19 protein-coding genes and 1 tRNA gene are annotated in these 23,289 nt (G+C 63.8%); 14 read left to right on the forward strand and 6 right to left on the reverse strand.

Features of this window, described 5'->3' with window-relative positions:
* Positions 1–6: 6 nt before the first annotated feature.
* The 4 genes from lgt (at position 7) to pyk (ending at position 8,685) form a co-directional block, all read left to right on the forward strand.
* Positions 7–1,038, forward strand: coding sequence for a prolipoprotein diacylglyceryl transferase (gene lgt, locus ABIB56_RS01035; protein ID WP_354566883.1), 1,032 nt, complete (start codon positions 7–9; stop codon positions 1,036–1,038).
* Between the two features lie 111 nt (positions 1,039–1,149).
* The gene (gltB, locus tag ABIB56_RS01040; protein ID WP_354566884.1) at positions 1,150–5,724 is read left to right on the forward strand and encodes a glutamate synthase large subunit; all 4,575 of its coding nucleotides are present in this window, start codon (positions 1,150–1,152) and stop codon (positions 5,722–5,724) included.
* On the forward strand, positions 5,717–7,171 hold the full coding sequence (locus ABIB56_RS01045) for a glutamate synthase subunit beta (protein WP_354566886.1): 1,455 nt from the start codon (positions 5,717–5,719) through the stop codon (positions 7,169–7,171). Before gltB ends, ABIB56_RS01045 begins: the two co-directional genes overlap by 8 nt.
* 68 nt (positions 7,172–7,239) lie before the next feature.
* On the forward strand, positions 7,240–8,685 hold the full coding sequence (pyk, locus tag ABIB56_RS01050; protein ID WP_354566887.1) for a pyruvate kinase: 1,446 nt from the start codon (positions 7,240–7,242) through the stop codon (positions 8,683–8,685).
* A gap of 56 nt (positions 8,686–8,741) precedes the next feature.
* Here the strand turns inward: pyk and ABIB56_RS01055 are convergent, their stop codons facing one another.
* The 3 genes from ABIB56_RS01055 to ABIB56_RS01065 all read right to left on the reverse strand — a co-directional run bounded on the left by ABIB56_RS01055 (position 8,742) and on the right by ABIB56_RS01065 (position 11,078).
* Positions 8,742–9,371: a DUF2510 domain-containing protein gene (locus tag ABIB56_RS01055; protein ID WP_354566888.1), complete on the reverse strand. Its 630-nt coding sequence runs from the start codon at positions 9,369–9,371 to the stop codon at positions 8,742–8,744.
* A gap of 100 nt (positions 9,372–9,471) precedes the next feature.
* Positions 9,472–10,833, reverse strand: a complete 1,362-nt coding sequence (locus tag ABIB56_RS01060; RefSeq protein ID WP_354566889.1) for a hypothetical protein — start codon at positions 10,831–10,833, stop codon at positions 9,472–9,474.
* 162 nt (positions 10,834–10,995) lie between these two features.
* Positions 10,996–11,078 (reverse strand) — tRNA-Leu (locus tag ABIB56_RS01065).
* 39 nt (positions 11,079–11,117) lie between these two features.
* On the opposite strand from ABIB56_RS01065, the gene ABIB56_RS01070 reads away from it, so the two are divergent.
* Positions 11,118–11,723 (forward strand): ANTAR domain-containing response regulator, encoded by a 606-nt coding sequence (locus ABIB56_RS01070; protein WP_354566890.1) that lies wholly within the window; start codon positions 11,118–11,120, stop codon positions 11,721–11,723.
* Positions 11,724–11,747: 24 nt separating this feature from the next.
* On the opposite strand, the gene ABIB56_RS01075 is transcribed toward ABIB56_RS01070, so the two are convergent.
* Positions 11,748–12,173: a PaaI family thioesterase gene (locus tag ABIB56_RS01075; protein ID WP_354566892.1), complete on the reverse strand. Its 426-nt coding sequence runs from the start codon at positions 12,171–12,173 to the stop codon at positions 11,748–11,750.
* 55 nt (positions 12,174–12,228) lie between these two features.
* On the opposite strand from ABIB56_RS01075, the gene polA reads away from it, so the two are divergent.
* From polA to ABIB56_RS01120, 9 genes are all read left to right on the forward strand, one after another.
* Entirely contained in the window at positions 12,229–14,901 is a 2,673-nt protein-coding gene (polA, locus tag ABIB56_RS01080) for a DNA polymerase I (RefSeq protein WP_354566894.1), read from the forward strand.
* Between the two features lie 75 nt (positions 14,902–14,976).
* Positions 14,977–15,246, forward strand: coding sequence for an HPr family phosphocarrier protein (locus ABIB56_RS01085; RefSeq protein WP_354566896.1), 270 nt, complete (start codon positions 14,977–14,979; stop codon positions 15,244–15,246).
* A 62-nt stretch (positions 15,247–15,308) separates the two neighbouring features.
* Entirely contained in the window at positions 15,309–16,994 is a 1,686-nt protein-coding gene (locus ABIB56_RS01090) for a DUF885 domain-containing protein (protein WP_354566897.1), read from the forward strand.
* A gap of 8 nt (positions 16,995–17,002) precedes the next feature.
* Complete coding sequence (locus ABIB56_RS01095; protein ID WP_354566899.1) at positions 17,003–17,647, forward strand: DUF4166 domain-containing protein; 645 nt, start codon at positions 17,003–17,005, stop codon at positions 17,645–17,647.
* Positions 17,644–18,612 carry an epimerase gene (locus tag ABIB56_RS01100; protein WP_354566901.1) on the forward strand — a complete coding sequence of 323 codons (969 nt, stop codon included), beginning with the start codon at positions 17,644–17,646 and terminating at the stop codon, positions 18,610–18,612. The genes ABIB56_RS01095 and ABIB56_RS01100 overlap by 4 nt, the downstream gene beginning before the upstream one ends.
* Positions 18,613–18,823: 211 nt before the next feature.
* Positions 18,824–20,275: a 30S ribosomal protein S1 gene (gene rpsA, locus ABIB56_RS01105; RefSeq protein WP_354566903.1), complete on the forward strand. Its 1,452-nt coding sequence runs from the start codon at positions 18,824–18,826 to the stop codon at positions 20,273–20,275.
* A 114-nt stretch (positions 20,276–20,389) separates the two neighbouring features.
* The gene (coaE, locus tag ABIB56_RS01110) at positions 20,390–21,001 is read left to right on the forward strand and encodes a dephospho-CoA kinase (protein WP_354566905.1); all 612 of its coding nucleotides are present in this window, start codon (positions 20,390–20,392) and stop codon (positions 20,999–21,001) included.
* Positions 21,002–21,079: 78 nt separating this feature from the next.
* The gene (locus ABIB56_RS01115; protein ID WP_354566907.1) at positions 21,080–21,316 is read left to right on the forward strand and encodes a hypothetical protein; all 237 of its coding nucleotides are present in this window, start codon (positions 21,080–21,082) and stop codon (positions 21,314–21,316) included.
* On the forward strand, positions 21,313–21,657 hold the full coding sequence (locus ABIB56_RS01120) for a type II toxin-antitoxin system PemK/MazF family toxin (protein WP_354566909.1): 345 nt from the start codon (positions 21,313–21,315) through the stop codon (positions 21,655–21,657). Before ABIB56_RS01115 ends, ABIB56_RS01120 begins: the two co-directional genes overlap by 4 nt.
* 178 nt (positions 21,658–21,835) lie before the next feature.
* On the opposite strand, the gene ABIB56_RS01125 is transcribed toward ABIB56_RS01120, so the two are convergent.
* Both ABIB56_RS01125 and ABIB56_RS01130 read right to left on the reverse strand, forming a co-directional pair.
* A complete protein-coding gene (locus ABIB56_RS01125; RefSeq protein ID WP_354566911.1) occupies positions 21,836–22,804 on the reverse strand; it encodes a M56 family metallopeptidase in 969 nt (322 codons plus the stop codon).
* A 10-nt stretch (positions 22,805–22,814) separates the two neighbouring features.
* Positions 22,815–23,183: a BlaI/MecI/CopY family transcriptional regulator gene (locus tag ABIB56_RS01130; RefSeq protein WP_354566913.1), complete on the reverse strand. Its 369-nt coding sequence runs from the start codon at positions 23,181–23,183 to the stop codon at positions 22,815–22,817.
* Positions 23,184–23,289 lie beyond the last annotated feature (106 nt).

Raw genomic sequence — 23,289 nt, forward strand, 5'->3', positions numbered from 1 at the left:
AGGACTGTGGTTTTACCCCTGAGCATTCCGAGCCCCAGTGACGCCTGGGCGAACTTCAACCTCGGCCAGTGGCTCCGCGATATCGGCCTCACCGGGTTTCCCTTCGACATCAATATCCGCACCTATGCTGTCTGCATTCTCGTCGGTATCGTCGTGGCGACCATCCTCACGGCACGGCGTCTGAAGAACCGAGGCGCCGACGGCGGCGTCGTGCTCGACATCGCTCTATGGGCGGTGCCGCTCGGCATCATCGGCGCCCGTGCCTTCCACGTGCTCACCCACCCCGACGACTATTTCGGGCCCGGTAAAGACCTGCTGAAGGTCCTCTACGTCTGGGAGGGCGGCATCGCCATCTTCGGCTCGCTCATCGGAGGGGCGATCGGGGCCTATATCGGCTGCAAGCTCGCCGGGGTGCGCTTCTGGAGTTTCGCCGACACTCTCGCGCCCGGTCTTCTGCTCGCGCAGGCTTTCGGACGCTTCGGCAACTACTTCAACCACGAACTCTTCGGGGTGCCGACCAATCTTCCGTGGGGTCTCAAGATCGCGTCGTCCAACCCGGCCTTTCCGGCCGGACTGCCATCGGACACGCTCTTCCTGCCGACTTTTCTCTACGAGATCATCTGGGATGTCGTCGGCGTCGCCGTGATCCTGTTCCTCGAGCGCAGGTTCAAACTCCAGTGGGGCAAGGTATTCGCGGTCTACCTGATCTGGTACGGACTCGGCCGCAGTTACTTCGAATCCGTGCGCATCGACCCGAGCCTGATTTTCCTCGGGGTGCGCACCAACGTCTGGGCAGCCTGGGCAGCGATCGTGATCGGACTCATCATCTTCATCGTGCAGACGCGTCGTCACCCCGGCCTCGAACCGAGCGTCTATCTTCCCGGACGTGAATGGTCGCCGACGGCTGAGGTAGACTCTGACGACACGTATTCGGACATCGATGATGACGGCAATGACGCTGAACTCGTCACCACAACCATGTCCGGATCGAAGAAAGCCGAGAAGTCCGTCACAAGCGGGGCAGGCCCACAGTCGTAGCGAAAGCGACATCACAATAGGTAGCGGGCCGGATCCGAAGCTCACCTGCCTTCATCCTTCCGGGCCGCCGTAGTCCCCCACGCACCATTTTCTTCGTGAGGACGGTTGACAATGGCTCTCACGCCAACCTTTTCCCGCTTCAGCGCGGTTCCCGCTGCCTCAGGCATGTACGACCCGCGCCGTGAACGCGACGCCTGTGGTCTCGCCATGGTCGCCACCCTGCGTGGCACGGCAGGTCACGACATCATCGACGCCGCCCTCGGCGCTCTTCGCAACCTCGAGCACCGCGGCGCTATCGGCTCGGATGCCGGTACCGGCGACGGCGCAGGCATCGTCACGCAGATTCCCGACGACTTCTTCCGCGCTGTCGTGGACTTCGAGTTGCCCGCCGTCGGGCATTACGTCGTTGGCACCGCCTTCCTGCCGACCCACGACGCCGAGCGCGCAGCCATCAAGGACGGTATCGAGGCCCTCGCCACCGAGGAACATCTCGAGGTTCTCGGCTGGCGTGAGGTTCCGGTGCGCCCGGAAGGACTCGGCAACCTGGCTCGCGAGGCCATGCCGTTCTTCGAGCAGGTTTTCCTGAAGAGCACCCACGGTGACGACGTCGCCGGAATCGCCCTCGACCGGCAGTCTTTCCGGCTGCGCAAGCGAGCTGAACGCGAACTCAACGCTTATTTCCCCTCGCTCTCGAGCCGCACTCTGGTCTACAAGGGCATGGTCACCACGCTGCAACTCGAGCCGTTCTACCCCGACCTCTCCGACGAGCGCTTCGCTTCACGACTGGCCCTGGTGCACTCGCGCTACTCCACCAACACCTTCCCATCGTGGCCTCTCGCTCAACCGTTCCGCATGATCGCGCACAACGGTGAGATCAATACCGTTCAGGGCAATCGCAACTGGATGCGGGCGCGCCAGTCGCAGCTCGAATCCGACCTGCTCGGCGATCTGACGCCGATCTTCCCGATCGTTACCCCCGGTGCCAGCGATTCCGCCTCCTTCGACGAGGTCGTGGAACTCCTCAACCTCGGCGGACGCTCGCTGCCTCACGCGATGATGATGATGGTTCCCGAGGCCTACGAGAACCAGGTCGACATCGACCATGCCCGCCGCGACTTCTACGAGTACCACGCGATGATGATGGAGCCGTGGGACGGCCCGGCCGCCCTCGTCTTCACCGACGGCACACTCGTCGGTGCGACGCTCGACCGCAACGGTCTGCGCCCGGGACGCTACCTGGTCACAGACGACGGCCTGGTCGTGCTCGCCAGCGAGATCGGCGTGCTCGACATCGACCCGAGCAAGGTGGTCCGCAAGGGCCGTCTCCGCCCCGGCAAGATGTTCCTCGTCGACACCGAGGCCGGTCGCCTCATCGAAGACGACGAGATCAAGGGCGAACTCGCTGCTGCGGAGCCGTGGGGCGAGTGGCTCGACAAGGGTCGCATCAACCTCAAGGATCTTCCTGAGCGTGAACACATCGTGCACACGCCGGCGTCGGTCACCCGCCGCCAGCGGATCTTCGGTTACACCGAGGAGGAGGTGCGCATCCTGCTGCGGCCGATGGCGGAGAATGGAGCGGAGCCGCTCGGGGCTATGGGCTCCGACACTCCGATCGCCGTACTCAGCAAGCGCCCGCGCCTGCTGTTCGACTACTTCACCCAGCAGTTCGCCCAGGTGACGAATCCGCCACTGGACAGCATCCGTGAAGAGGTCGTCACCTCGCTCAAGCTGGGGCTCGGCCCGGAGCGCAACCTGCTGGACGCGACACCGGAACACGCGCGCCAGGTAATCCTCGACTTCCCGGTGATCGACAACGATGAACTCGCCAAGATCCAGCACATCGCACCCAAGACGTCGCGGGCGGGATTCAACCCGACTCGCACGATCAGGGGTCTCTACCGCGTCGACCAGGGTCCAAAGGCCATGGAGCAGCGGATCGCGGCGATGTGTGTCGAGGTCGACAGCGCCATCGAAGACGGCGCACTCTTCATCGTGCTCTCCGACCGTGATTCCAACAAAGAGTTGGCACCCGTTCCGTCACTGCTGATGCTCGCTGCGGTGCACCACCACCTCATCCGGTCGCAGAATCGCATGAAGGTCGGCATCATCGTCGAGGCTGGCGATGTGCGCGAGGTGCACCACATCGCGCTGCTGATCGGCTACGGCGCTTCGGCGATCAATCCGTACCTGGCGATGGAATCCGCAGAGGAACTCGTGCGCAGCGGCATGATCACCAGCCTCACGCCCGAGAAGGCCGTGAAGAACCTGATCAAGGCCCTCGGCAAGGGTGTGCTCAAGATCATGTCGAAGATGGGTATCTCCGTCGTCGGTTCCTATGCCGGCGCCCAGGCCTTCGAAGCTGTCGGTCTCAGCCAGGAGTTCGTCGACCAGTATTTCACCGGAACATCCAGCCTGCTCGGCGGTATCGGCATCGACGTCGTAGCTGCGGAGTCGGCATCCAGGCATGCTGCCGCGTACCCGGAGGATGAGGCGATCAGCGCCCACGAGCGCCTCGCTACCGGTGGCGAGTACCAGTGGCGGCGAGATGGCCCGCCGCACCTGTTCAACCCGGACACCGTCTTCCGACTGCAGCACGCGACCAGGTCGCGCCGCTACGACATCTTCCGCGACTACACCAGGCTCGTGGACGACCAGGCCGAACAGCTGATGACCGTTCGCGGCCTGTTCAGGCTGCGTGAGGGTGTGAGGCCGGCTGTGCCGCTGGACGAGGTGGAGTCGGTGGCATCCATCGTCAAGCGGTTCTCCACCGGCGCAATGAGCTACGGCTCGATTAGCGCGGAGGCCCACGAGACTCTCGCGATCGCCATGAACCAGCTCGGCGCCAAGAGCAACACGGGTGAGGGTGGCGAAGACACCGCGCGGCTGCTCGACCCCTCTCGTCGCAGCGCGATCAAGCAGGTAGCCTCTGGCCGTTTCGGCGTCACGAGCATGTACCTCACCCATGCCACGGACATCCAGATCAAGATGGCGCAGGGCGCGAAGCCCGGAGAAGGTGGTCAGCTGCCCCCGGCCAAGGTGTACCCGTGGATCGCGCGCACTCGTCACGCGACAGCGGGCGTCGGACTCATCAGCCCGCCGCCGCACCACGACATCTACTCGATCGAAGACCTCAAGCAACTTATCTTCGACCTGAAAAGGGCAAACCCCGATGCCCGCGTGCACGTCAAGCTGGTGAGCCAGTCGGGTATCGGTGCGGTTGCCGCCGGTGTGACGAAGGCTCTCGCTGATGTCGTGCTCGTCTCAGGTCACGACGGTGGTACGGGTGCAAGCCCGCTCAACTCGCTCAAGCACGCGGGAACACCATGGGAGTTGGGTCTTGCAGAAACCCAGCAGACGCTCATGCTGAACGGTATGCGCGGTCGGGTCGTGGTGCAGGTCGACGGCCAGATGAAGACCGGTCGCGATGTGATTGTCGCGGCACTGCTCGGCGCGGAAGAGTTCGGTTTCGCCACGGCGCCTCTCGTCGTCTCCGGATGCATCCTGATGCGCGTCTGCCACCTCGACACCTGCCCTGTTGGCGTTGCCACGCAGAACCCGGAGCTCCGCAAGCGTTTCTCCGGCAAGCCGGAATTCGTCGTCAACTTCTTCGAGTTCCTGGCCCAGGAGGTGCGCGAGTACCTGGCAGAACTGGGATTCCGGTCGATCGAAGAGGCCATCGGTCACGCAGAGCTGCTCGATGTGAACCGCGCGATCGAGCACTGGAAGGCGGACGGGCTCGACCTGTCACCGATTCTGCAGGGTCCGGTATTCGGTCCTGAAGAGCCGCGTTCCAACGTCACCAAGCAGGAGCATGAGCTCGACAAGCACTTCGATGTGGAACTGATCCGTCAGAGCTCCAGCGCCTTGCAGGATGGCGAACAGGTGTCGATCTCGTTGCCAATCCGCAACACCGAACGGGCCGTCGGCACCATGCTCGGCCACGAGGTGACACTCCGGCACGGCGAGAACGGCCTGCCTACCGGCACCATCGACGTGAAGCTCTCCGGCACCGCAGGCCAGTCCTTCGGCGCATTCCTGCCAAGCGGCATCACCCTGCGGCTCGAAGGCGATAGCAACGACTACGTGGGCAAGGGCCTCTGTGGTGGGCAGATCATCATCCGCCCGGATGCGAGGAGCGGCTTCGAAGCCGAGCACAACGTCATTGCAGGCAACGTCATCGGCTACGGCGCAACCCAGGGCAGTATGTACCTGCGTGGCATCGTCGGTGAGCGTTTCCTGGTGCGCAACTCGGGTGCGACCGCGGTGGTCGAGGGGGTGGGGGATCACGCCCTCGAGTACATGACCGGTGGGCTCGCGCTGATCCTCGGCGGAACTGGCCGCAACCTCGGGGCAGGCATGTCCGGCGGAACCGCCTACATCTACGACCTCAAACCGGAACGCGTCAACCGCGATTCTCTCGCCACCGGCGAGCTCGAATTGCTTCCGCTCGGAGCCGGAGACATCGCGATTGTCAAAGACCTGTTGGAGCAGCATCTCGCACAGACCGACTCAGAAGTCGCCAGGCGGATGCTCGACGATTTCGATGCGACCATCGCTCGATTCGTCAAGGTGCTGCCACGCGATTACGCTGCCGTACTGGCGACGCGTGCGACTGCGGTGGAAGAAGGACTGGACCCTGACGGCGATGTCGTATGGAATCGAATCATGGAGGTGACCGGTGGCTGATCCGAAGGGATTCCTGAAGACCAGGGAACGAGAGCTTCCTGCACGTCGCCCGGTCGCGCTTCGGCTCATGGACTGGAAAGAGGTCTACGAGCAGGGTGACGCGGCCACCACGCGCAAGCAGGCGGGGCGCTGTATGGACTGCGGCATCCCGTTCTGCCATCACGGCTGCCCTCTCGGCAACCTGATCCCGGAGTGGAACGACCTCACCTGGCGCGGCGAAGGCCGGCAGGCGATCGACCGACTGCACGCCACCAACAACTTTCCTGAGTTCACCGGCAGGCTGTGCCCGGCACCGTGCGAGAGTTCATGTGTCCTGGCGATCAACCAGCCTGCGGTCACCATCAAGCAGGTCGAGGTGTCGATCATCGACCAGGCCTTTGCGAACGACTGGGTGGAGCCGCATCCGCCAGAGCGCCTCACCGGCAAAACGATCGCTGTGGTCGGTTCCGGACCTGCAGGTCTTGCGGCAGCCCAGCAACTCACCCGTGCCGGCCACACAGTCGCCGTCTTCGAGCGGGACGATCGCATCGGCGGGCTGCTGCGCTACGGCATCCCGGACTTCAAAATGGAAAAGAAGCACCTCGAGATGCGTCTCAAGCAGATGCAGGCCGAGGGCACCCGGTTCCGTGCCGGTGTCACCATCGGCGTGGATATCGCCTGGGACGAACTGCGCGGGCGCTATGACGCCGTCGTGGTCGCCACGGGTGCTCTCAAGCCGCGCGACCTCCCGATTCCCGGCCGCGATCTCTCCGGCGTGCACTTCGCCATGGAATACCTCGTGCAGCAGAACCGCGTGGGAGCCGGTGACACGGTCATCGACCAGTTGACCGCTGAAGGCAAGCATGTCGTGGTTCTCGGCGGCGGCGACACCGGAGCAGACTGCATCGGCACTGCGCACCGCCAGCAAGCACTGTCCGTCACCAACCTCGCCATCGGCATCCAGCCACCCTCGGAACGCCCGGAGCATCAGCCATGGCCGATATCGCCGACACTCTTCGAGGTGTCGAGCGCGCATGAGGAGGGCGGCGAGCGGGTCTATCTCGCTTCCACCGTCGAATTTCTCGCCAACGAGGTGGGAGAGGTGCGCGCCATCCGCGTCGCCGAGACCGAGTACCTCGACGGTCGTCGTGTGCCCAAAGCCGGCAGCGAGCGTGAAATCCCTGCGGACCTCGTGCTTCTCGCACTCGGATTCACCGGCACCGAGAGCGACGAACTCGAAGACCAGCTGCGCGTTCCCATGGACCGAGGCAACGTCGAGCGCGACGCCGACTACCAGACCAGCGAGGCGGGCGTATTCGTCGCCGGTGACGCCGGACGCGGCCAGTCGCTCATCGTCTGGGCGATCGCCGAGGGCCGCGCGGCGGCCGCGGCTGTCGACAGCTACCTCGAGGGAAAGACAGAACTTCCTTCGCCGGTTCGTCCTACGGATCGGGCAATCAACATCTAAAGCCTGCGCGCGACGACAGTGCCAAGGCCCCGTCATCCGCGACTACGAACCCCAAGAGAAAGAAACAGATGAGACGCGCAAAAATCGTCGCCACGCTCGGCCCAGCAACCGCGAGCTATGAGAATATCCGGGCGATCGTGGACGCCGGGGTCGATGTGGCCCGTATGAACCTCAGCCACGGCAGCTATGACGTGCACGAGGAGGTCTATGCGAACGTCCGTAAGGCGAGTACTGACTCCGGTCGCGCGGTCGCGGTGCTGGTCGACCTGCAGGGCCCGAAGATCAGGCTCGGCAAGTTCGAGAACGGCCCATACGATCTCGCGGTCGACGACATCTTCAAGATCACCATCGAAGACATCGTCGGCAACAAAGATATCTCTGGCACCACCTTCAAAGGTCTTCCCCACGACGTGAAGGCCGGTGACCCGATGCTCATCGACGATGGCAAGGTCAAGCTCGAGGTCATCTCGACCGACGGAACCGTGGTCACCACCAGGGTGGTCGTCGCTGGCGCCGTGAGCAACAACAAGGGCATCAATCTCCCGGGTGTTGCGGTCAACGTTCCTGCGCTCTCCGACAAAGACGAGGCAGACCTCCGCTGGGGCCTCAGGCTCGGCGCCGACCTGATCGCGCTCTCCTTCGTGCGGGATGCCGAAGACATCGTGCGCGTGCACGAAATCATGGCAGAGGAGGGCGTCAAGCTCCCCGTCATCGCCAAGATCGAGAAGCCGCAAGCCGTTGACAACCTCGAGGCAATCATCGATGCCTTCGACGGCATCATGGTCGCGCGGGGCGACCTCGGCGTGGAGCTGCCGCTCGAGGCGGTTCCGATCGTACAGAAGCGTGCCGTCGAGCTTTCCCGCCGCATGGCCAAGCCGGTCATCGTCGCCACGCAAATGCTCGAATCCATGATCTCCAGTCCCATCCCGACCCGCGCGGAGACCTCCGACGTCGCCAACGCCGTTCTGGATGGTGCGGATGCCGTGATGTTGAGTGGTGAGACCAGCGTCGGCGAGTACCCGGTTGTCACCGTGCAGACCATGGCTCGCATCATCACCTCCACGGAGGAGCACGGTCTCGAGCGCATCGGCCCACTCGGCACGAAGCCGCGCACCCAGGGCGGCGCGATCACCCTGGCCGCCGCAGAGGTCGCAGAGTTCGTCGAGGCCAGGTATCTCTGCGTGTTCACCGAGAGCGGGGACTCCGTGCGTCGGATGTCCCGACTGCGCCATGGCATTCCGATCATTGCCTTCACGCCGGAGAACGGCATCCGCAATCGCCTGGCGTGGGTATGGGGCACCGAAACCTACCTGGTGGACCGCAAGACCCACACTGACGAGTTGTTCGGACAGGTGGACGATGTGCTGCTCGGCCACGCGCGGGCGGCGCTCGGCGAGAAGGTCGTCGTCATCGCGGGCTCCCCTCCCGGAATCTCCGGTGGCACGAACGACATGCGCGTGCATCGCATGGGCGACGCTCACAACCAGGTCGCGCCTGCCTACGCGGCCCAGTAACCGGGTAACGAGAGACGGCGGAGAACCCATCTGGGTTCTCCGCCGTCTCTCGTGCGCTACGAGCGAGACGTGATGTGCGGCAACACCGAAGAGAGAGAGTCGGCCAGCTTCACCGAGTTGATCACTATCGAGACCACCCAGATCACCGCGAAGGCCCAGATCGGCCAGAGTCCGCGACTTCGCGTTCGGCGATAGGCGACAACCGAACGGCCGATGATGTAGACGACACCGCCAAGAAAGGTCCACGCCCAGTGGAACGGTCGAACGAAACCATCGGCCTCGAGCTTTTTTCGATCGAAGTAGGCCAACAGTACGGAGACCAGGTAGATCACGATTCCGAGGCCAGACAGCAGCAGATACGGACCGGTGAAGACCGGCCCCGGTCGCGTGGGATTCGATACGGTCTGCCGCATGTAGTCGGTCAAATCGAAGGTGGCAAGCGAGATGAGCGACAGTATCGGCAGCAGAACGATCAGCCAGATGAAGATGTTGTACACCGGCTTGTCCGTGCCGACGGTCGGGATAGCCGCGGCATTCAACGAGTATGGCGTCTGTGAGGCCGCCTCGGCGGGATCATGGGTGTGTTCTGTCCATTGGGTGCCGTTCCACCATCTGAGCTGCGGCGAGCCGTCGCCGTCGGGATACCAGCCGGCCGAGGCGGAAGGCGTTCCTGAGGTATTCGTCATCGTTTGCTCCTTAGGCATCTGGCAAAGCCTAGACCTTCGTCTGCCGACCAGTCGATGACGTGGATGTACCGCTCCGCGAGAGGACGCCCCGGTACGGGAGCTAGTTTCCGAGCTTCTTCCACGAGAGCAGGTGCTCGACGGTGACACCCGCGTATCCGACAGTGGAGTCGAACGCCTCGCGGACCGTTCGGGTTTCGATGTTGAGCGCGGACTGCCCACGATCGAAGAACGTGAACTGCGAACCGCCGGCAATCTCCGGCGTGTCGGTCTCGACCCCGATGGTGAACGGTTTGCCCTGTGCGGTAGCTGCCAGCACAGCCGGGGTGGCGAGCGCAATGATGCCGTCGGTGCCGGATGCGTGGTTGGAGAAGGCGACAATGGCGACGGAGTCGACGTGGCCGAGCAGAGTGTCGAAGACGTTGCCGGTTGCGGTGTTCTTCGTCGTGAGCCACCATGGCAGATCGATCCCGAGAGGCAGCGGTCCGGCCGCATCATGAGCCGCTCCGAGCAGAGTGACGAACTTCGGCGTGATGACCGAGAAATCGGGTTCCGGCTGTCCGGCCCACGGCTCGACATCCAACTCGATCGCGTCGAAGGGCGCCGCAGACCGCGCAGCGCTTATCCACTGTCCGATCAGGGCTGGCCTCTCAAGCCATGATGAGTCGCCCCCGAGGGCCGCGACCTGAATTCCCTCGGCATGCAGGGCATCGACAGTGGCCAGGACCCAGACTCCGATCGCGCCCTGATCAGCAGCCCACGGCGTCCCGAGGTAGACCTTCGACAGGTTGCGCTCATGGGCGAATGTGGCGATCGCCTCGGGGGTCATGGCCTCCTGTCCCAGGCCGCGGTTGTCCAGCAGGGGATCGACGGAGTTTCCCCAGGCCCACATGCTCGTGACCGAGGAGGCAACGGGCAGTGACGCAACCGGACAGGTCATGTCGTCTCCTATGGCGGCGAGCAGCAATGCTGCGGTATTGATCGTGGCGTCGAGGCCGCACACGATTCTCAGCCCTCCGACGGTGAATACCGTTCCCACGAATCCGTCGCCCACGGGGGAGCGGGTGAGGACGCCGGCACGCATGCCGAACGACTCCGGCAATCCGCTCTGACCGTCCGAGCCGTTGTCGAATCTCACCGAGAACACCTGCGATGTGGCTGGCGTACTGGTGCCGGCCGTGTCGCTCCAAGGACTCACGTCGTCCGGGTAGTTGGCGTGAACTGAAGCGATGGCCGCCTGGATATGGCCGCGCTCGATGGCGGTCGCGTTGTTGGCCGCCACCGCTGACTGCGCGAGCGTGGCGATGGAACCGAGCACGGCGCCAGGCTCAGGAGCGCCGGTATCCGCGTCGGCGGGCGACGCAACTGCGAGCATGGCGGCACACAGCGAGAGCGCAGCTGCGGTGCCGGCCAGTACGCGACGCCGGGACGGTGTCGTCAGCGAGAGAAAGCGGAGCCAACTCATGGTGCACCTTTGTCTCGAACGATCTCCGGGATCGAAGAACGTGTCACCGCTTCACGCTCGGGTGCGCTGCCCACCGGGCTCGGCGGGCCGTACATATGCTGAATGCTAATGGATGGTGCCGCGAACCGCCCGGCCGCCAGAAGCGCTCAGATAAATCAGCCGTGCCGGATGCGGGACTTGAACCCGCACGCCCTTTCGAGCAAAGCATTTTGAGTGCTCCGCGTCTGCCATTCCGCCAATCCGGCGCACGTTACCGGGCACAAGAATACCGTAGGCTTTAGCTCGTGACAGACCAGGAAACACCAGCACAGACTCCTCGCCGCGTAGTTGTTGCAGAAGACGAGTCGCTCATCCGTCTCGACATCGTGGAGACATTGCGCGACAACGGCTTCGAGGTCGTCGGCGAGGCCGGCGACGGAGAGACAGCCGTTGCACTGGCAACCGAGCTTCGTCCTGACCTGGTCATCATGGATGTCAAGATGCCGCTTCTCGACGGAATCTCCGCGGCTGAGCGTCTCACCAAGAATCACATCGCCCCGGTAGTCCTTCTCACGGCTTTCAGCCAGAAGGAGCTCGTGGAGCGTGCCACCGAGGCTGGCGCCCTGGCCTACGTCGTCAAACCGTTCACGCCGAACGACCTGCTGCCAGCGATCGAGATTGCCCTCGCCCGCTACGCGCAGATCATCACTCTCGAGGCCGAGGTGACCGACCTGGTCGAGCGTTTCGAGACACGCAAGCTCGTCGATCGCGCCAAAGGGCTGCTCAACGAGAAGATGGGGCTCACCGAGCCTGAGGCTTTCCGCTGGATCCAGAAGGCGTCCATGGACCGTCGTCTCACGATGCACGATGTCGCCCAGGCGATCATCGAGCAGCTCTCCGCGAAGAAATAGCTCGAGGCAGAACCAGCGGTTCGCTCAGTTGTCCTTGAGGAAGTTCGTCATCCGCACCGTGGAGAGCCGACGGCCCTGATCATCGCTGATCGCGATTTCGTGGGTGGCGAGCGTTCGCCCGAGATTGATGGCTGTGCAGACGGCCGTCACGGTGCCTGACGTTGTCGAGCGACTGTGGCTCGCGTTGATTTCGATACCAACAGCGATGCGACCGGGGCCGGCGTGAATGGCGGATGACACCGATCCGAGCGATTCGGCGAGAACGACGTGCGCGCCACCGTGCAGGATGCCGACGACCTGCGTGTTGCCCTCCACCGGCATCGTCGCAACGGAATGCTCAGCGGAGAGTTCGAGGAACTCGATACCCATCTTCCTGGCGAGTTCGCCACCGCCACTGGAGATCAACCGTTCGACGAGTTCCGGGTCGAGATTCTCGGGAAAAGTCGTCATGGGCATCCTTCTCGGGGGGCTTCGGCCTGTCGGCGGCCACGGATAGGCTGGCTCCGTGCCGGACAACGAAAAGCCTACCCTCCTCGTAATCGACGGGCATTCGCTCGCTTTCCGGGCGTTCTACGCCCTCCCCGTTGACAGCTTTCAGAACCGTGATGGGCAACACACCAACGCGATCCACGGCTTCATCGCGATGCTCATCAACCTGCTCGCGAATGAGAAACCCACTCATCTCGCCGTGGCCTTCGATATCTCGCGATACTCCTTTCGTACGCGCGAGTATCCCGAATACAAAGGAACTCGTGGTGAGACCCCGCCGGAGTTCATCGGCCAGATCCCGCTTCTCGAAGAGGCGCTTCACGCGATGGGCATCACCACCATCGCGAAGGAGGACTACGAGGCAGATGACATTCTGGCAACCCTCGCCGTCGAGGGGGCGCAGCAGGGATTCCGGGTGCTCATCGTCTCCGGCGACCGTGACGCCATCCAGATGGTCAACGACGACGTGACCCTGCTCTACCCCAACGCGCGCGGCGTGTCGGAGCTCAAACGCTACGACCGCGATGCTGTTTTCGAGCGGTACGGCGTCGAGCCGCACCAGTATCCGGAGATCGCGGCGCTCGTCGGCGAGACCAGCGACAACCTGATCGGTATTGACAAGGTCGGCGAGAAGACGGCGGTCAAGTGGATCACCCAGTACGGCGGCCTCGACGAGGTTCTGGCCCACGCCGACGAGATCAAAGGTGTGGTGGGCGAGAAGCTGCGGGAGCAGAAAGACAACGCTATCCGCAACCGCAAGCTCAACCGGCTGCTCACGGATGTGGAGCTCCCGGTCGGGCCGAAAGACCTTGAACGCCGACCGATCGACGAGACCGCTGTGCGCGAGGTCTTCGACAAACTGCAGTTCAGAACCCTTCTCGACCGCGTGCTGAAGATCGCGGCCGCCGCAGGCGATACTCTCACCCCGGATGCCGTACAGGCGGTCTCGGATCCGACCTTCGGACTACCCGTCGTCAGGACGCTCGTCGACGAGGAACTCGGCCACTGGCTCGACAGCGCCTCAGGCAAGGGCACGGTTCCGCTCGGCCTGCAGCCGGCCATCGGGCCCGATGGGCTGTCGGGCTTCGGCATCTCCTCCATCGATGAGAGCGCGTGGGTGCCGTGGGCATCCGGACGATTGGATTACGCGGCATTGGAGAGCTGGCTCTCCGGCGACGCTCCCAAGTATCTCTACGACTCGAAGGCCGCGATCAAGCTCCTGGACAGGGCAGGGCTCAGTCTCGGCGGGGTCACCTTCGACACCACGATCGCCAGTTGGCTGCTCAAGCCTGGCGGCCACTCGCAGGATCTTGCTGGCCAGGTCTACGACTTCCTCGGCGATCGGCTCGCCGTGGCCGACCCGAACCAGCTCGTCCCCGACGTCGAAGCCGCCTCTCCGGCCACGGAAGCCTGGTATGTGCTGCGGGTCAGCGAATACCTCGCAGAGCGCCTGGATGCCGGATCCCGCAGTGTTCTCGACACCATCGAGCTACCACTCATCCCCGTCATCTCCACGATGGAGAACACCGGGATCACGGTGAACGCCGAGATCCTGGGTCGTCTCAATCGTGAACTGGGGGAGACCGCTGCCGATCTCGCCTCCCGTGCGTATACCGAGCTCGGCCGGGAGGTGAACCTCGGCTCTCCCAAACAGCTTCAGCAGGCATTGTTCGAAGATCTCGGCATGCCGAAGACCCGCTCCAACAAGACCGGATACTCGACGGATGCCGCGTCTCTGGCCGACCTGCAGGAGCAGAATCCGCATCCATTCCTCGACCTGCTGCTGCAGCATCGCGACGCCACCAAGCTCCGCCAGATGGTGGAGACCCTCGAGAAGGCCATCGCCGACGATCACCGTGTGCACACCCGCTACGACCAGACAGGCACGAGCACGGGGCGTATCTCCTCGACCGACCCGAACCTGCAGAACATCCCGGTGCGCGCGGCCGTGGGCAAGGAGATTCGCTCGGCCTTCGAAAGCGGTCCGGAGTTCACCACCCTGCTCACCGCCGACTATTCGCAGATCGAGATGCGGATCATGGCCCATCTCTCCGGCGATGCGGGGCTCATCGAGGCCTTCAACTCCGGGGAAGACCTGCACCGTTTCGTCGGCTCGCGCATCTTCCATGTCGAGCCGGCCGAGGTGACGCCGGTCATGCGCACCAAGGTCAAGGCGATGTCCTACGGGCTCGCCTATGGTCTCAGCGCCTTCGGACTCTCGAAGCAGCTTCGCATCGATACCGCCGAAGCCAAGCAGCTCATGGGAGACTACTTCGCCCGTTTCGGTGCCGTGCGCGACTATCTGCGCGGCGTCGTCGAGCAGGCTCGAGAGGACGGTTACACCGAGACCATCTTCGGGCGTCGACGTCCCTTCGGCGACCTCAAATCATCGAACCGCGTTCTGCGGGAGAACGCGGAGCGGGCGGCGCTGAACGCGCCGATCCAGGGATCAGCAGCCGACATCCTCAAGATTGCAATGCTGGGTGTGGCACACGACCTATCGAGCAAGAAGCTGTCCTCTCGGCTGCTCCTCCAGGTGCACGACGAACTGGTGTTCGAGGTCGCCGAAGGAGAACTCGATGTGCTCACGGACATCGTGCGCGACCGAATGGGGCATGCTGCCGACCTGAAGGTTCCGCTCGAGGTTCAGGTCGGTTCTGGCAAAAACTGGGACGTCGCCGCGCACTGACAACCAGGCCAACCTGGCTGATCGAGCCAGAGACTCGTCACCACCAGTGAACGACCGAACCGTAAGGAGCCAGAAATGCCAGAACGCACTGTCACCGTCGCCTCGAGCGTCGGCCTGCACGCTCGACCCGCCGCGCTGTTCAGCCAGGCCGCGGCCAAAGTCGGCGTTCCAGTGACCCTCACCAGCGCCGCAGGCAAGAGCGTGAACGCGGCGAGCATCCTCGGGGTGTTGTCACTCGGTATCGGCCATGGGGAAGTGGTAACTATCAGCGCGGAGGGCGACGACGCCGACATCGCGCTCGATGGCCTCGCGGACCTGCTCAACACGGATCTCGACAAGGCGTAGAAATCTGGCTAAGTCGATGGGGTCATCCGGCGGCGGCCCCATCGCTGTCCTAGGCTCGTGTCATGACTGATGAAGCCAGGGCCGACGAGGTCCGTATCCCCACAGCTATCGACAGCATCGCCGAGGAATGGGTCGACACAGAACTCGACCTCTTTCCCGAATATCGCGTCTATGTTGGACGCCCTGGGCGCGAGGGTGAGTACGCCGACTACTCACCGGCTGGCGCGGAGCACGCGGTCGCGGAGGTCAGGAAGACTCTCGTCAAGATCGAGGCCGCAACGCCGGTCGACGACATCGACGTCGTCACCAAGATGGATCTGAGTCGCGAGCTGCAGCTCTCCATCGACAAGCACGAGGCCGGCTTCGACCAGCGGGACCTGAACGTGATCGCCAGCCCGGCCCAGGGACTGCGTGAGATATTCGATCTCGTGCCGACGGCATCCGAAGAGGACTGGACCCACATCGCCACACGGCTGCACAACCTCCCTGCCGCGATGGATGGCTACATCGAGACCCTGCGAAGCGGGATCGTGGCGGGGAATGTTCCCGCCATCCGGCAGGTCAGGGAGATCATCGTCCAGGCAGGCAAGCAGGTCGCCGACACCGGATTCTTCTTCCAGCTTGCCGAGGAGGCCAAGGCCGGGGATTCCGAGCTGCCGGAGTCGCTGAAGAGCGATCTTGCCACCGGCGCCAGGGAGTCCGCTGCGGCGTACGCGGTGCTCGCCGATTTCCTCCGGAACCAGCTTGCGCAGCACGCGCCGGAACGGGACGCGGTGGGCCGTGAGATCTACGCGCTCGCCTCGCGTGACTTCCTCGGCGCGACAGTCGACCTCGATGAGACCTACGAATGGGGTATCGAAGAGCTCGCCAGGATGACAGAGGAGCAGGAATCGATCGCCCGCGAGATCAAGCCGGGGGCATCCGTCGAGGAGGCTATCGAGTTTCTGGGCTCCGACGACAGCCGCAAGCTGCACGGTACGGATGCGCTGCAGAAGTGGATGCAGGAGACCAGTGATCGCGCAGTCGAGGAGCTGTCGCGCGAACACTTCGACATCCCCGCAGAGGTGAAGAAGCTCGAATGCATGATCGCCCCAACCCAGGAGGGTGGCATTTACTACACGCCCCCCACCGACGATTTTTCGCGCGCCGGCCGGATGTGGTGGAGCGTGCCGGAGGGGGTCACAGAGTTCGACACCTGGCGCGAACTGACCACGGTGTATCACGAGGGCGTTCCGGGCCACCACCTTCAGTTGGGCCAAGCCGTATACAACAAGGCGCAGCTTAACACCTGGCGCCGGAATGCCGGTACGTCCGGGCACGCTGAGGGCTGGGCGCTCTACGCCGAACGCCTGATGGAGCAGCTCGGCTACCTCGACGACCCTGCCGATCGCCTCGGTATGCTCGACGGCCAGCGGATGCGTGCGGCGCGAGTCGTGCTCGACATCGGCGTGCACCTCGAGAAAACCCTGCCCGACGGCTCTGGCCGGTGGACCGGCGATTACGTCTTCGGGTTCCTCGCGAAGAACGTGAACATGAACGACGGGTTCGTTCGGTTCGAGGTGAACCGTTATCTCGGCTGGCCCGGCCAGGCGCCGTCATACAAGATCGGACAGCGGATCTGGGAGCAGCTCCGCGACGAGTACGCGCGTCGCGAGGGTTCGGCCTTCGACATCAAGGCCTTCCACAAGAAAGCCCTGGATATCGGGGGTGTCGGCCTCGACACCCTGAAGGCAGCGCTGCTCAAGTAGCGCGCCCGATGCCACCAGCACCTCAACGTCTCTCTCCCTACGAGGCGGTCCTCGGCGACGAACTCTCGAAACTGCATCCGCGGCTTGCTACCTATTTCGCCGCGATTCCCTCCGCGAGTTCCGGCATCGGCACGGGAACCTTCGATGTCGCGGGCACTCCACGGCGATGGCTGTGGCCGATTCTCTGGGTACTCGGTAAACAGGGTGTGATGTTTCCCGCGTGGGAGCACGACCTGGCCTTCACGGTGTTCAACCATCCCGTCGTCGATGCCAGAGGCAACCCGGCAATCGTTGCGATCCGCACCTTCCATTTCTCCAGGGGTGACCGCAGGATGCGCGACGCGATCACGGCAGAACACGGCGGTCTCGTCGACCATCTCGGCGTCGTCCGTCGCTACGTCGCCGGGCTGGACTGCGCGGTCGTCGATGGTTCGCTCCGGCTCGCATCGACGATCCTGGCCATCCGTATCGGGAACGGGCACATCCGGATTCCGCGCTTCATCGCGCCGAAGGTCACACTGCTCGAGAGCTTCGACGACGAGAGCGATTCGCAGCGGGTCTCGGTGACCGTGGAGCTACCACTCGTCGGTAGGCTCTACGAATATTCCGGATGCTTCAGTTATGAGATCCGGCCGGGGGAGAAGTATCTATGACCGACAGCATTGTGATCGCCGGCGCTTCGGGATTCATCGGGCGGTACCTCGCCAGGGCTTTCCGCGCAGAGGGCAGTACGGTGTCGCTGATCGGACGACGGGGTGCGGATGCTGCCTGGGGCGACACCGCAGCCATCACCGCGCTGCTCGACGGGGCCGACCTGCTGATCAACATGGCAGGCAAGAGCGTCAACTGCCGCTACACACCGGCAAACCGTGCTGAGATCCTTCGATCACGGGTCGAGACGACGCGAGAGCTCTCGGCGGCGATCCAGGCCTGTGCCGCTCCGCCTCCGCTGTGGATTAATTCGTCGACGGCGACGATCTACCGTCATGCCGAGGACCGTACGATGACCGAGTCGACAGGCGAGCTTGGCCAGGGTTTCTCGGTGGAGATCGCCAGGGCATGGGAGAAGGAACTCTTCGACGGCGACCTCCCCGGCACGCGCAGAGTGGCCCTGCGCATGGCTATCGTGCTGGGCGACGGCAGCGCGCTCCTTCCGCTCATCCGTCTCGCGCAGTTCGGGCTTGGCGGTCCCCAGCTCGACGGACGCTGGTTTTCGACGGCAGCGCGGCGTGCCGCCGGTACCTTTCACGTGTTCCGCGCTCGAAACGGATCGCAAAAGTTCAGCTGGATCCACATCGCGGACGTGCTGGGGATCATCCGGTTTCTCCGCACTCGGGACGACCTCGACGGCACCATCAACGCGAGCTCGCCCCACCCTTCGGACAACAGGACGGTGATGAGCACTCTCCGCCGGGTACTCCGAGTGCCTATCGGCATTCCCGCGCCACGCTGGATGCTCGAGGTCGGTTCCGCCGTCATCCACACCGAGACCGAGCTCGTGCTGAAGAGCCGTTGGGTGGTTCCTGAGCGCCTCGAAGTGGCGGGATATGCATTCGAGCATCCCGAGTTGGAGGAAACTCTGCGCGACATCGTGGATGGTCGACGCCAGCACGCCTGATGACCCGCATCGCTGACGAAATCCGCTCGCAACGAACCCGGAACTCACAGATTGCCGAGCCGAACAGATTACAGCTAAGCTAGAACGTCACATTTGTGGCATCCTGTCCGCCTGCCTGTCGCGGAAACTCAGAACCGGTTTGAAACAAACCACACTGCGACGGCCCGAAAGGTGCTGGTCAACAGCACATCCATCCTGGAGCAACTACTACATGACAATCGTAACGACCACTGGCCCCAAGCAGGTCGCCATCAATGACATTGGATCTGCTGAAGATTTTCTCGCCGCGGTCGAAAAGACGCTGAAGTTCTTCAACGACGGAGACCTCATCGAAGGTGTCGTCGTCAAAATCGATCGTGACGAGGTCCTCCTCGACGTCGGTTACAAGACTGAGGGTGTCATCCCCTCTCGCGAACTCTCCATCAAGCACGACGTCGACCCCTCAGAGGTCGTCCAGGTCGGCGACAGCGTTGAGGCGCTGGTCCTCCAGAAGGAAGACAAAGAAGGCCGCCTCATCCTCTCCAAGAAGCGTGCTCAGTACGAGCGTGCGTGGGGCGATGTCGAGAAGATCAAGGATGCCGACGGCGTCGTCACCGGTTCCGTCATCGAGGTCGTCAAGGGCGGCCTCATCGTCGATATCGGACTCCGCGGATTCCTCCCGGCATCGCTCATCGAGCTGCGCCGTGTTCGCGACCTCACGCCGTACCTCGGCCAGGAGATCGAAGCGAAGATCCTCGAGCTCGACAAGAACCGCAACAATGTCGTCCTGAGCCGCCGCGCGCTGCTCGAGCAGACGCAAAGCGAAAGCCGCACGACCTTCCTCAACAACCTCGCTAAGGGCCAGGTTCGTAAGGGTGTCGTCTCCTCGATCGTCAACTTCGGTGCCTTCGTGGACCTGGGCGGCGTCGACGGTCTGGTTCACGTCTCCGAGCTCTCCTGGAAGCACATCGAGCACGCATCAGAGGTTGTCGAGGTTGGCCAGGAGGTCACCGTCGAGATCCTCGAAGTCGATCTCGACCGCGAGCGTGTCTCCCTGTCGCTCAAGGCGACGCAGGAAGACCCGTGGCAGGTCTTCGCCCGCACCCACGCCATCGGCCAGGTTGCGCCGGGTAAGGTCACCAAGCTCGTTCCCTTCGGCGCGTTCGTTCGCGTCGCAGAGGGCATTGAGGGCCTGGTTCACATCTCCGAGCTCTCCGGCAAGCACGTCGAGTTGGCTGAGCAGGTCGTCTCGGTCGGCGACGAGGTCTTCGTCAAGGTCATCGACATCGACCTCGAGCGTCGCCGCATCTCTCTCTCGCTGAAGCAGGCGAACGAGGGCGTCGACCCCGAGGGCACCGAGTTCGACCCGGCACTCTACGGAATGCTCACCGAGTACGACGACCAGGGCAACTACAAGTACCCTGACGGCTTCGACCCGGAGACCAACGAGTGGAAGGAAGGCTTCGAGACCCAGCGCGAGAAGTGGGAGCAGGACTACGCTGCGGCCCAGGCTCGCTGGGAAGCCCACAAGAAGCAGGTTGCCACGGCTGATGAGAACATCACCGACGCGCCCGCAGCTGCGGCTGCCGGCTCCTCCTTCTCGAGCGACTCCGAGTCTGCGGGAACCCTCGCCGACGACGAGGCCCTCGCTGCACTTCGCGAGAAGCTGTCCTCCAACAACTAGCTTTTGCGCTAGGGAGCGACATCAACGTTCCACCACGAAACGGCCGGGCCCTCTATTGGGTCCGGCCGTTTCGGCGTCCTTGTCCATCGCCGACCGCCCGCTAGCATTGCCTGCGTGTATCTCATCGGGCTCACCGGCGGCATTGCCTCCGGAAAAACTGTCGTCGCACATCGCCTGGCAGAGCGCGGAGCCGTTCATGTAGACGCCGACCAGCTCGCCCGCGAGGTGGTCGAACCGGGCACTCCGGGACTCGCAGCGATCGCCGAACGCTTCGGTTCGGGCGTGCTCGCCGCGGATGGTTCCCTCGATCGCGCCGCACTCGGTGCTGTAATCTTCTCCGATGCCGAGGCGAGACTCGATCTCAACGGCATTACGCATCCGGCTATCAAGCAGCTTACGAAAAAACTCTTCGTCGAGGCGGAGGAACGCGACCCTCGCGCCGTAGTGGTCTACGACGTTCCACTCCTGGTCGAGGCGATGAAGGGTGACGGCTATCACCAGTTCGATCTCGTCGTGGTCGTGAATGCCAGCACAGAAACTCGGATGTCCCGGCTCATCGAGCTGCGCGGCCTCAGCCGCGAGGAGGCGACTCACCGACTCAGCTCGCAGGCGACCGACACGGACAGGCTCGCCATCGCCGACGTGGTGATCGACAGCAACGGTTCCCTCGACGACACCCTGCGGCAGGCTGACGCGCTCTGGGAACGGGTTCGTTCACGGGCCTGAGCGCTTCGCGAGTCGATCGCTAAGGTGGCGCCTATGGAGTTCGGACTCCAGCAGCAATGACGTTGGTATACTTAAAGTATGACTACTACGATCAAGGTCAGTGACGGGCTGCGAGATCGCTTGAAGATCCAGGCTGCTCGGGATGGCCTGACTTTGGGTGCCCATCTGGCCCGTCTCGCCGACGCGGACGACCGCGCGCACCGGTTGAGTGCTCTCAAGACTGCGATCGTTCGCACATCGAATGCGGATGCGGTGTTCTACGCCGCCGAGACCGCCGAGTGGGAGCGTACCGAACTCACTAACCTGACAGCGTGAGCGATTTGGACCTAGGGCCGGGCGTTGTTGCCTGGGCGACGCTCGAGCCTGTGCGTGGCCACGAGCAGGGCGGCCATCGACCCGTCCTCGTGGTCGCCTCGACGGGGTATCTGGATGCCGTCACAACGCTCGTGATTGTCCTTCCGATCTCGACGGTGGACCGGGGGTGGCCGAACCACATTGCGATCGACGGGCCGAGTGGCCTCGATCGGCCGTCGTGGATCATGAGCGAACAGCCGCGCACCCTCTCACGCGATCGGATCACCGGGATCGCCGGAGCGGTCTCCCCAGGATGCTTCAACTCGGCGCGGGTATGGCTGCGCGACTTCCTCGACCTCTGACCCAAACGTCGTGCACGCTGGCGAAGGCGAAGGCGTATCGGCAGCGGACGGCGATGCGGGTATGGCCAAAGAGGCGACAATCGCGCGGTATCGTCGACAGAGTGATAGCCCCGAGCTACTGCTGAGCGCCAATCACCCTTCTATTACTGGTCAGACCCCGAAACGGGCGCTCAAGCGCTCATCCGATGATGGCCGGGGCGAGGATCAGGGCCGTCGGCACCGCCAGAAGCGCGATTCCACACACCAGGGCGAAGGCGCGCGCCGCTGCGCCGAATGGCCGGCCAGGGGTGATGAGGCGAGCGAGGCGGCGTTCGGCTGAGGCACCGTCTGCGGCGAGAGCGCTGGCCGCGGCATCCGACTCTGCGCTGTTCAGGCTGGACATCGCAGGGGGAGCATTGGAAGCCGAAGCCACCAGCGCGATCGAGGATGCGAGAGCTGCATCCGGGACCTGCTGGCGAGCGCGGTCATCGGCGAGCATCTCGACGAGCACGGTGACGGCATCGAGCGCGCGCGTGGCGATGGGAAACCAGGGGAGGGATCCTCGCCAGGCGCGGAAGGCGACCAGCAGCAGGTGATGACGCTGAGTGGCGTGTGCCGTTTCGTGGGCGATCACGGCCCGGAGCTGTTCGTCATCGAGAAGGTCGACCAGACCGGCAGAGAGCACCGTGACGGAGCGGGTGGTCCCTGGCAGGCAGTAGGCAATAGGCGCCTCATGGTCGAGCAAACGCATGCCAGGGCGTTCTGGCATGGGAGTGCTCAACAGCTGCACCAATTGGTGGTGGCGTTGCCGGGATCGTTCCGCCCTGGCGAAGGTGAGCCCGAGGGTGAGCAGGAGATGCACTCCGAGCAGGATGCCGCCGCTCACCGCGAACATCTGGAGGAAGCCGGCGCCCGGCGGAAGTGACCCGCTGAGCACCCAGCCAGGGAACGCCGCCAGTCCGCTGGCGAGATCGGGACCGAAGGGTTCGAGTCCGTAGGAGAATAGCGCGCCGAGCATCGACAGCCCGCCCGCGAGAGCGATCGCCTGCCACACGATCAGGGCGGTGGCGGGGGCGCGGGACGGCCAGGATGACCGCGCCAACAGGATCGGAACCGGCCAGGCCAGCGCCACCGCCAGCACAGCAAGCGCCACCCAGGTGATGGTCACGGTCTGCGAATTACTTGCCGTCGAGCATGCGTCGAAGCGTGGCTGCTTCGCCCGCGCCAACCTGTCCGACGAAGCGGGCGAGCACCGCTTCCCTGTCGGGGGCCGCGCCGAGAACCTCGTGCATGAGCTCCGCCATATGGGCGGCGCGACTGGTCGAGGCGCGAAACAGGTGCGGGCGTGTATCGCGATCTCTGGTGACGAAGTCTTTGGCCTCGAGACGGGAAAGCACGGTGAGAACTGTCGTCACGGCGAGGTCTTTGCCCGCTCCTGCAGCGTTCTCCCGCGAGAGGCCGTCGCGGATGTCGCCGGCGGTGAGAGCCTCCGCCGAGTCCCAGAGGAGGTCCATGACGGAACGTTCGAGTTCACCGAGTGTTGCCATACGTGTATTCTACACGGCGTAGAAATAAAGTTCTACGTGGTGTAGAAAGGAATTGTTCTACCCGCAGTAGAAGACGAATCGGAGATTGACGTGGACGCGCTCGACC

Source organism: Glaciihabitans sp. UYNi722, assembly GCF_040549465.1.
In the GTDB taxonomy this organism is placed as follows: Bacteria; Actinomycetota; Actinomycetes; order Actinomycetales; family Microbacteriaceae; genus Lacisediminihabitans.

Bases quoted from the DNA above. Each gene is read 5' to 3' on its own strand.
- ABIB56_RS01060 (WP_354566889.1), bottom strand. From the start codon at position 10,833: ATGAGTTGGCTCCGCTTTCTCTCGCTGACGACACCGTCCCGGCGTCGC.
- ABIB56_RS01115 (WP_354566907.1), top strand. From the start codon at position 21,080: ATGACTACTACGATCAAGGTCAGTGACGGGCTGCGAGATCGCTTGAAG.
- ABIB56_RS01055 (WP_354566888.1), bottom strand. From the start codon at position 9,371: ATGACGAATACCTCAGGAACGCCTTCCGCCTCGGCCGGCTGGTATCCC.
- rpsA (WP_354566903.1), top strand. From the start codon at position 18,824: ATGACAATCGTAACGACCACTGGCCCCAAGCAGGTCGCCATCAATGAC.
- ABIB56_RS01085 (WP_354566896.1), top strand. From the start codon at position 14,977: ATGCCAGAACGCACTGTCACCGTCGCCTCGAGCGTCGGCCTGCACGCT.
- gltB (WP_354566884.1), top strand. From the start codon at position 1,150: ATGGCTCTCACGCCAACCTTTTCCCGCTTCAGCGCGGTTCCCGCTGCC.
- ABIB56_RS01095 (WP_354566899.1), top strand. From the start codon at position 17,003: ATGCCACCAGCACCTCAACGTCTCTCTCCCTACGAGGCGGTCCTCGGC.
- ABIB56_RS01075 (WP_354566892.1), bottom strand. From the start codon at position 12,173: ATGACGACTTTTCCCGAGAATCTCGACCCGGAACTCGTCGAACGGTTG.
- ABIB56_RS01090 (WP_354566897.1), top strand. From the start codon at position 15,309: ATGACTGATGAAGCCAGGGCCGACGAGGTCCGTATCCCCACAGCTATC.
- ABIB56_RS01100 (WP_354566901.1), top strand. From the start codon at position 17,644: ATGACCGACAGCATTGTGATCGCCGGCGCTTCGGGATTCATCGGGCGG.
- pyk (WP_354566887.1), top strand. From the start codon at position 7,240: ATGAGACGCGCAAAAATCGTCGCCACGCTCGGCCCAGCAACCGCGAGC.
- ABIB56_RS01130 (WP_354566913.1), bottom strand. From the start codon at position 23,183: ATGGCAACACTCGGTGAACTCGAACGTTCCGTCATGGACCTCCTCTGG.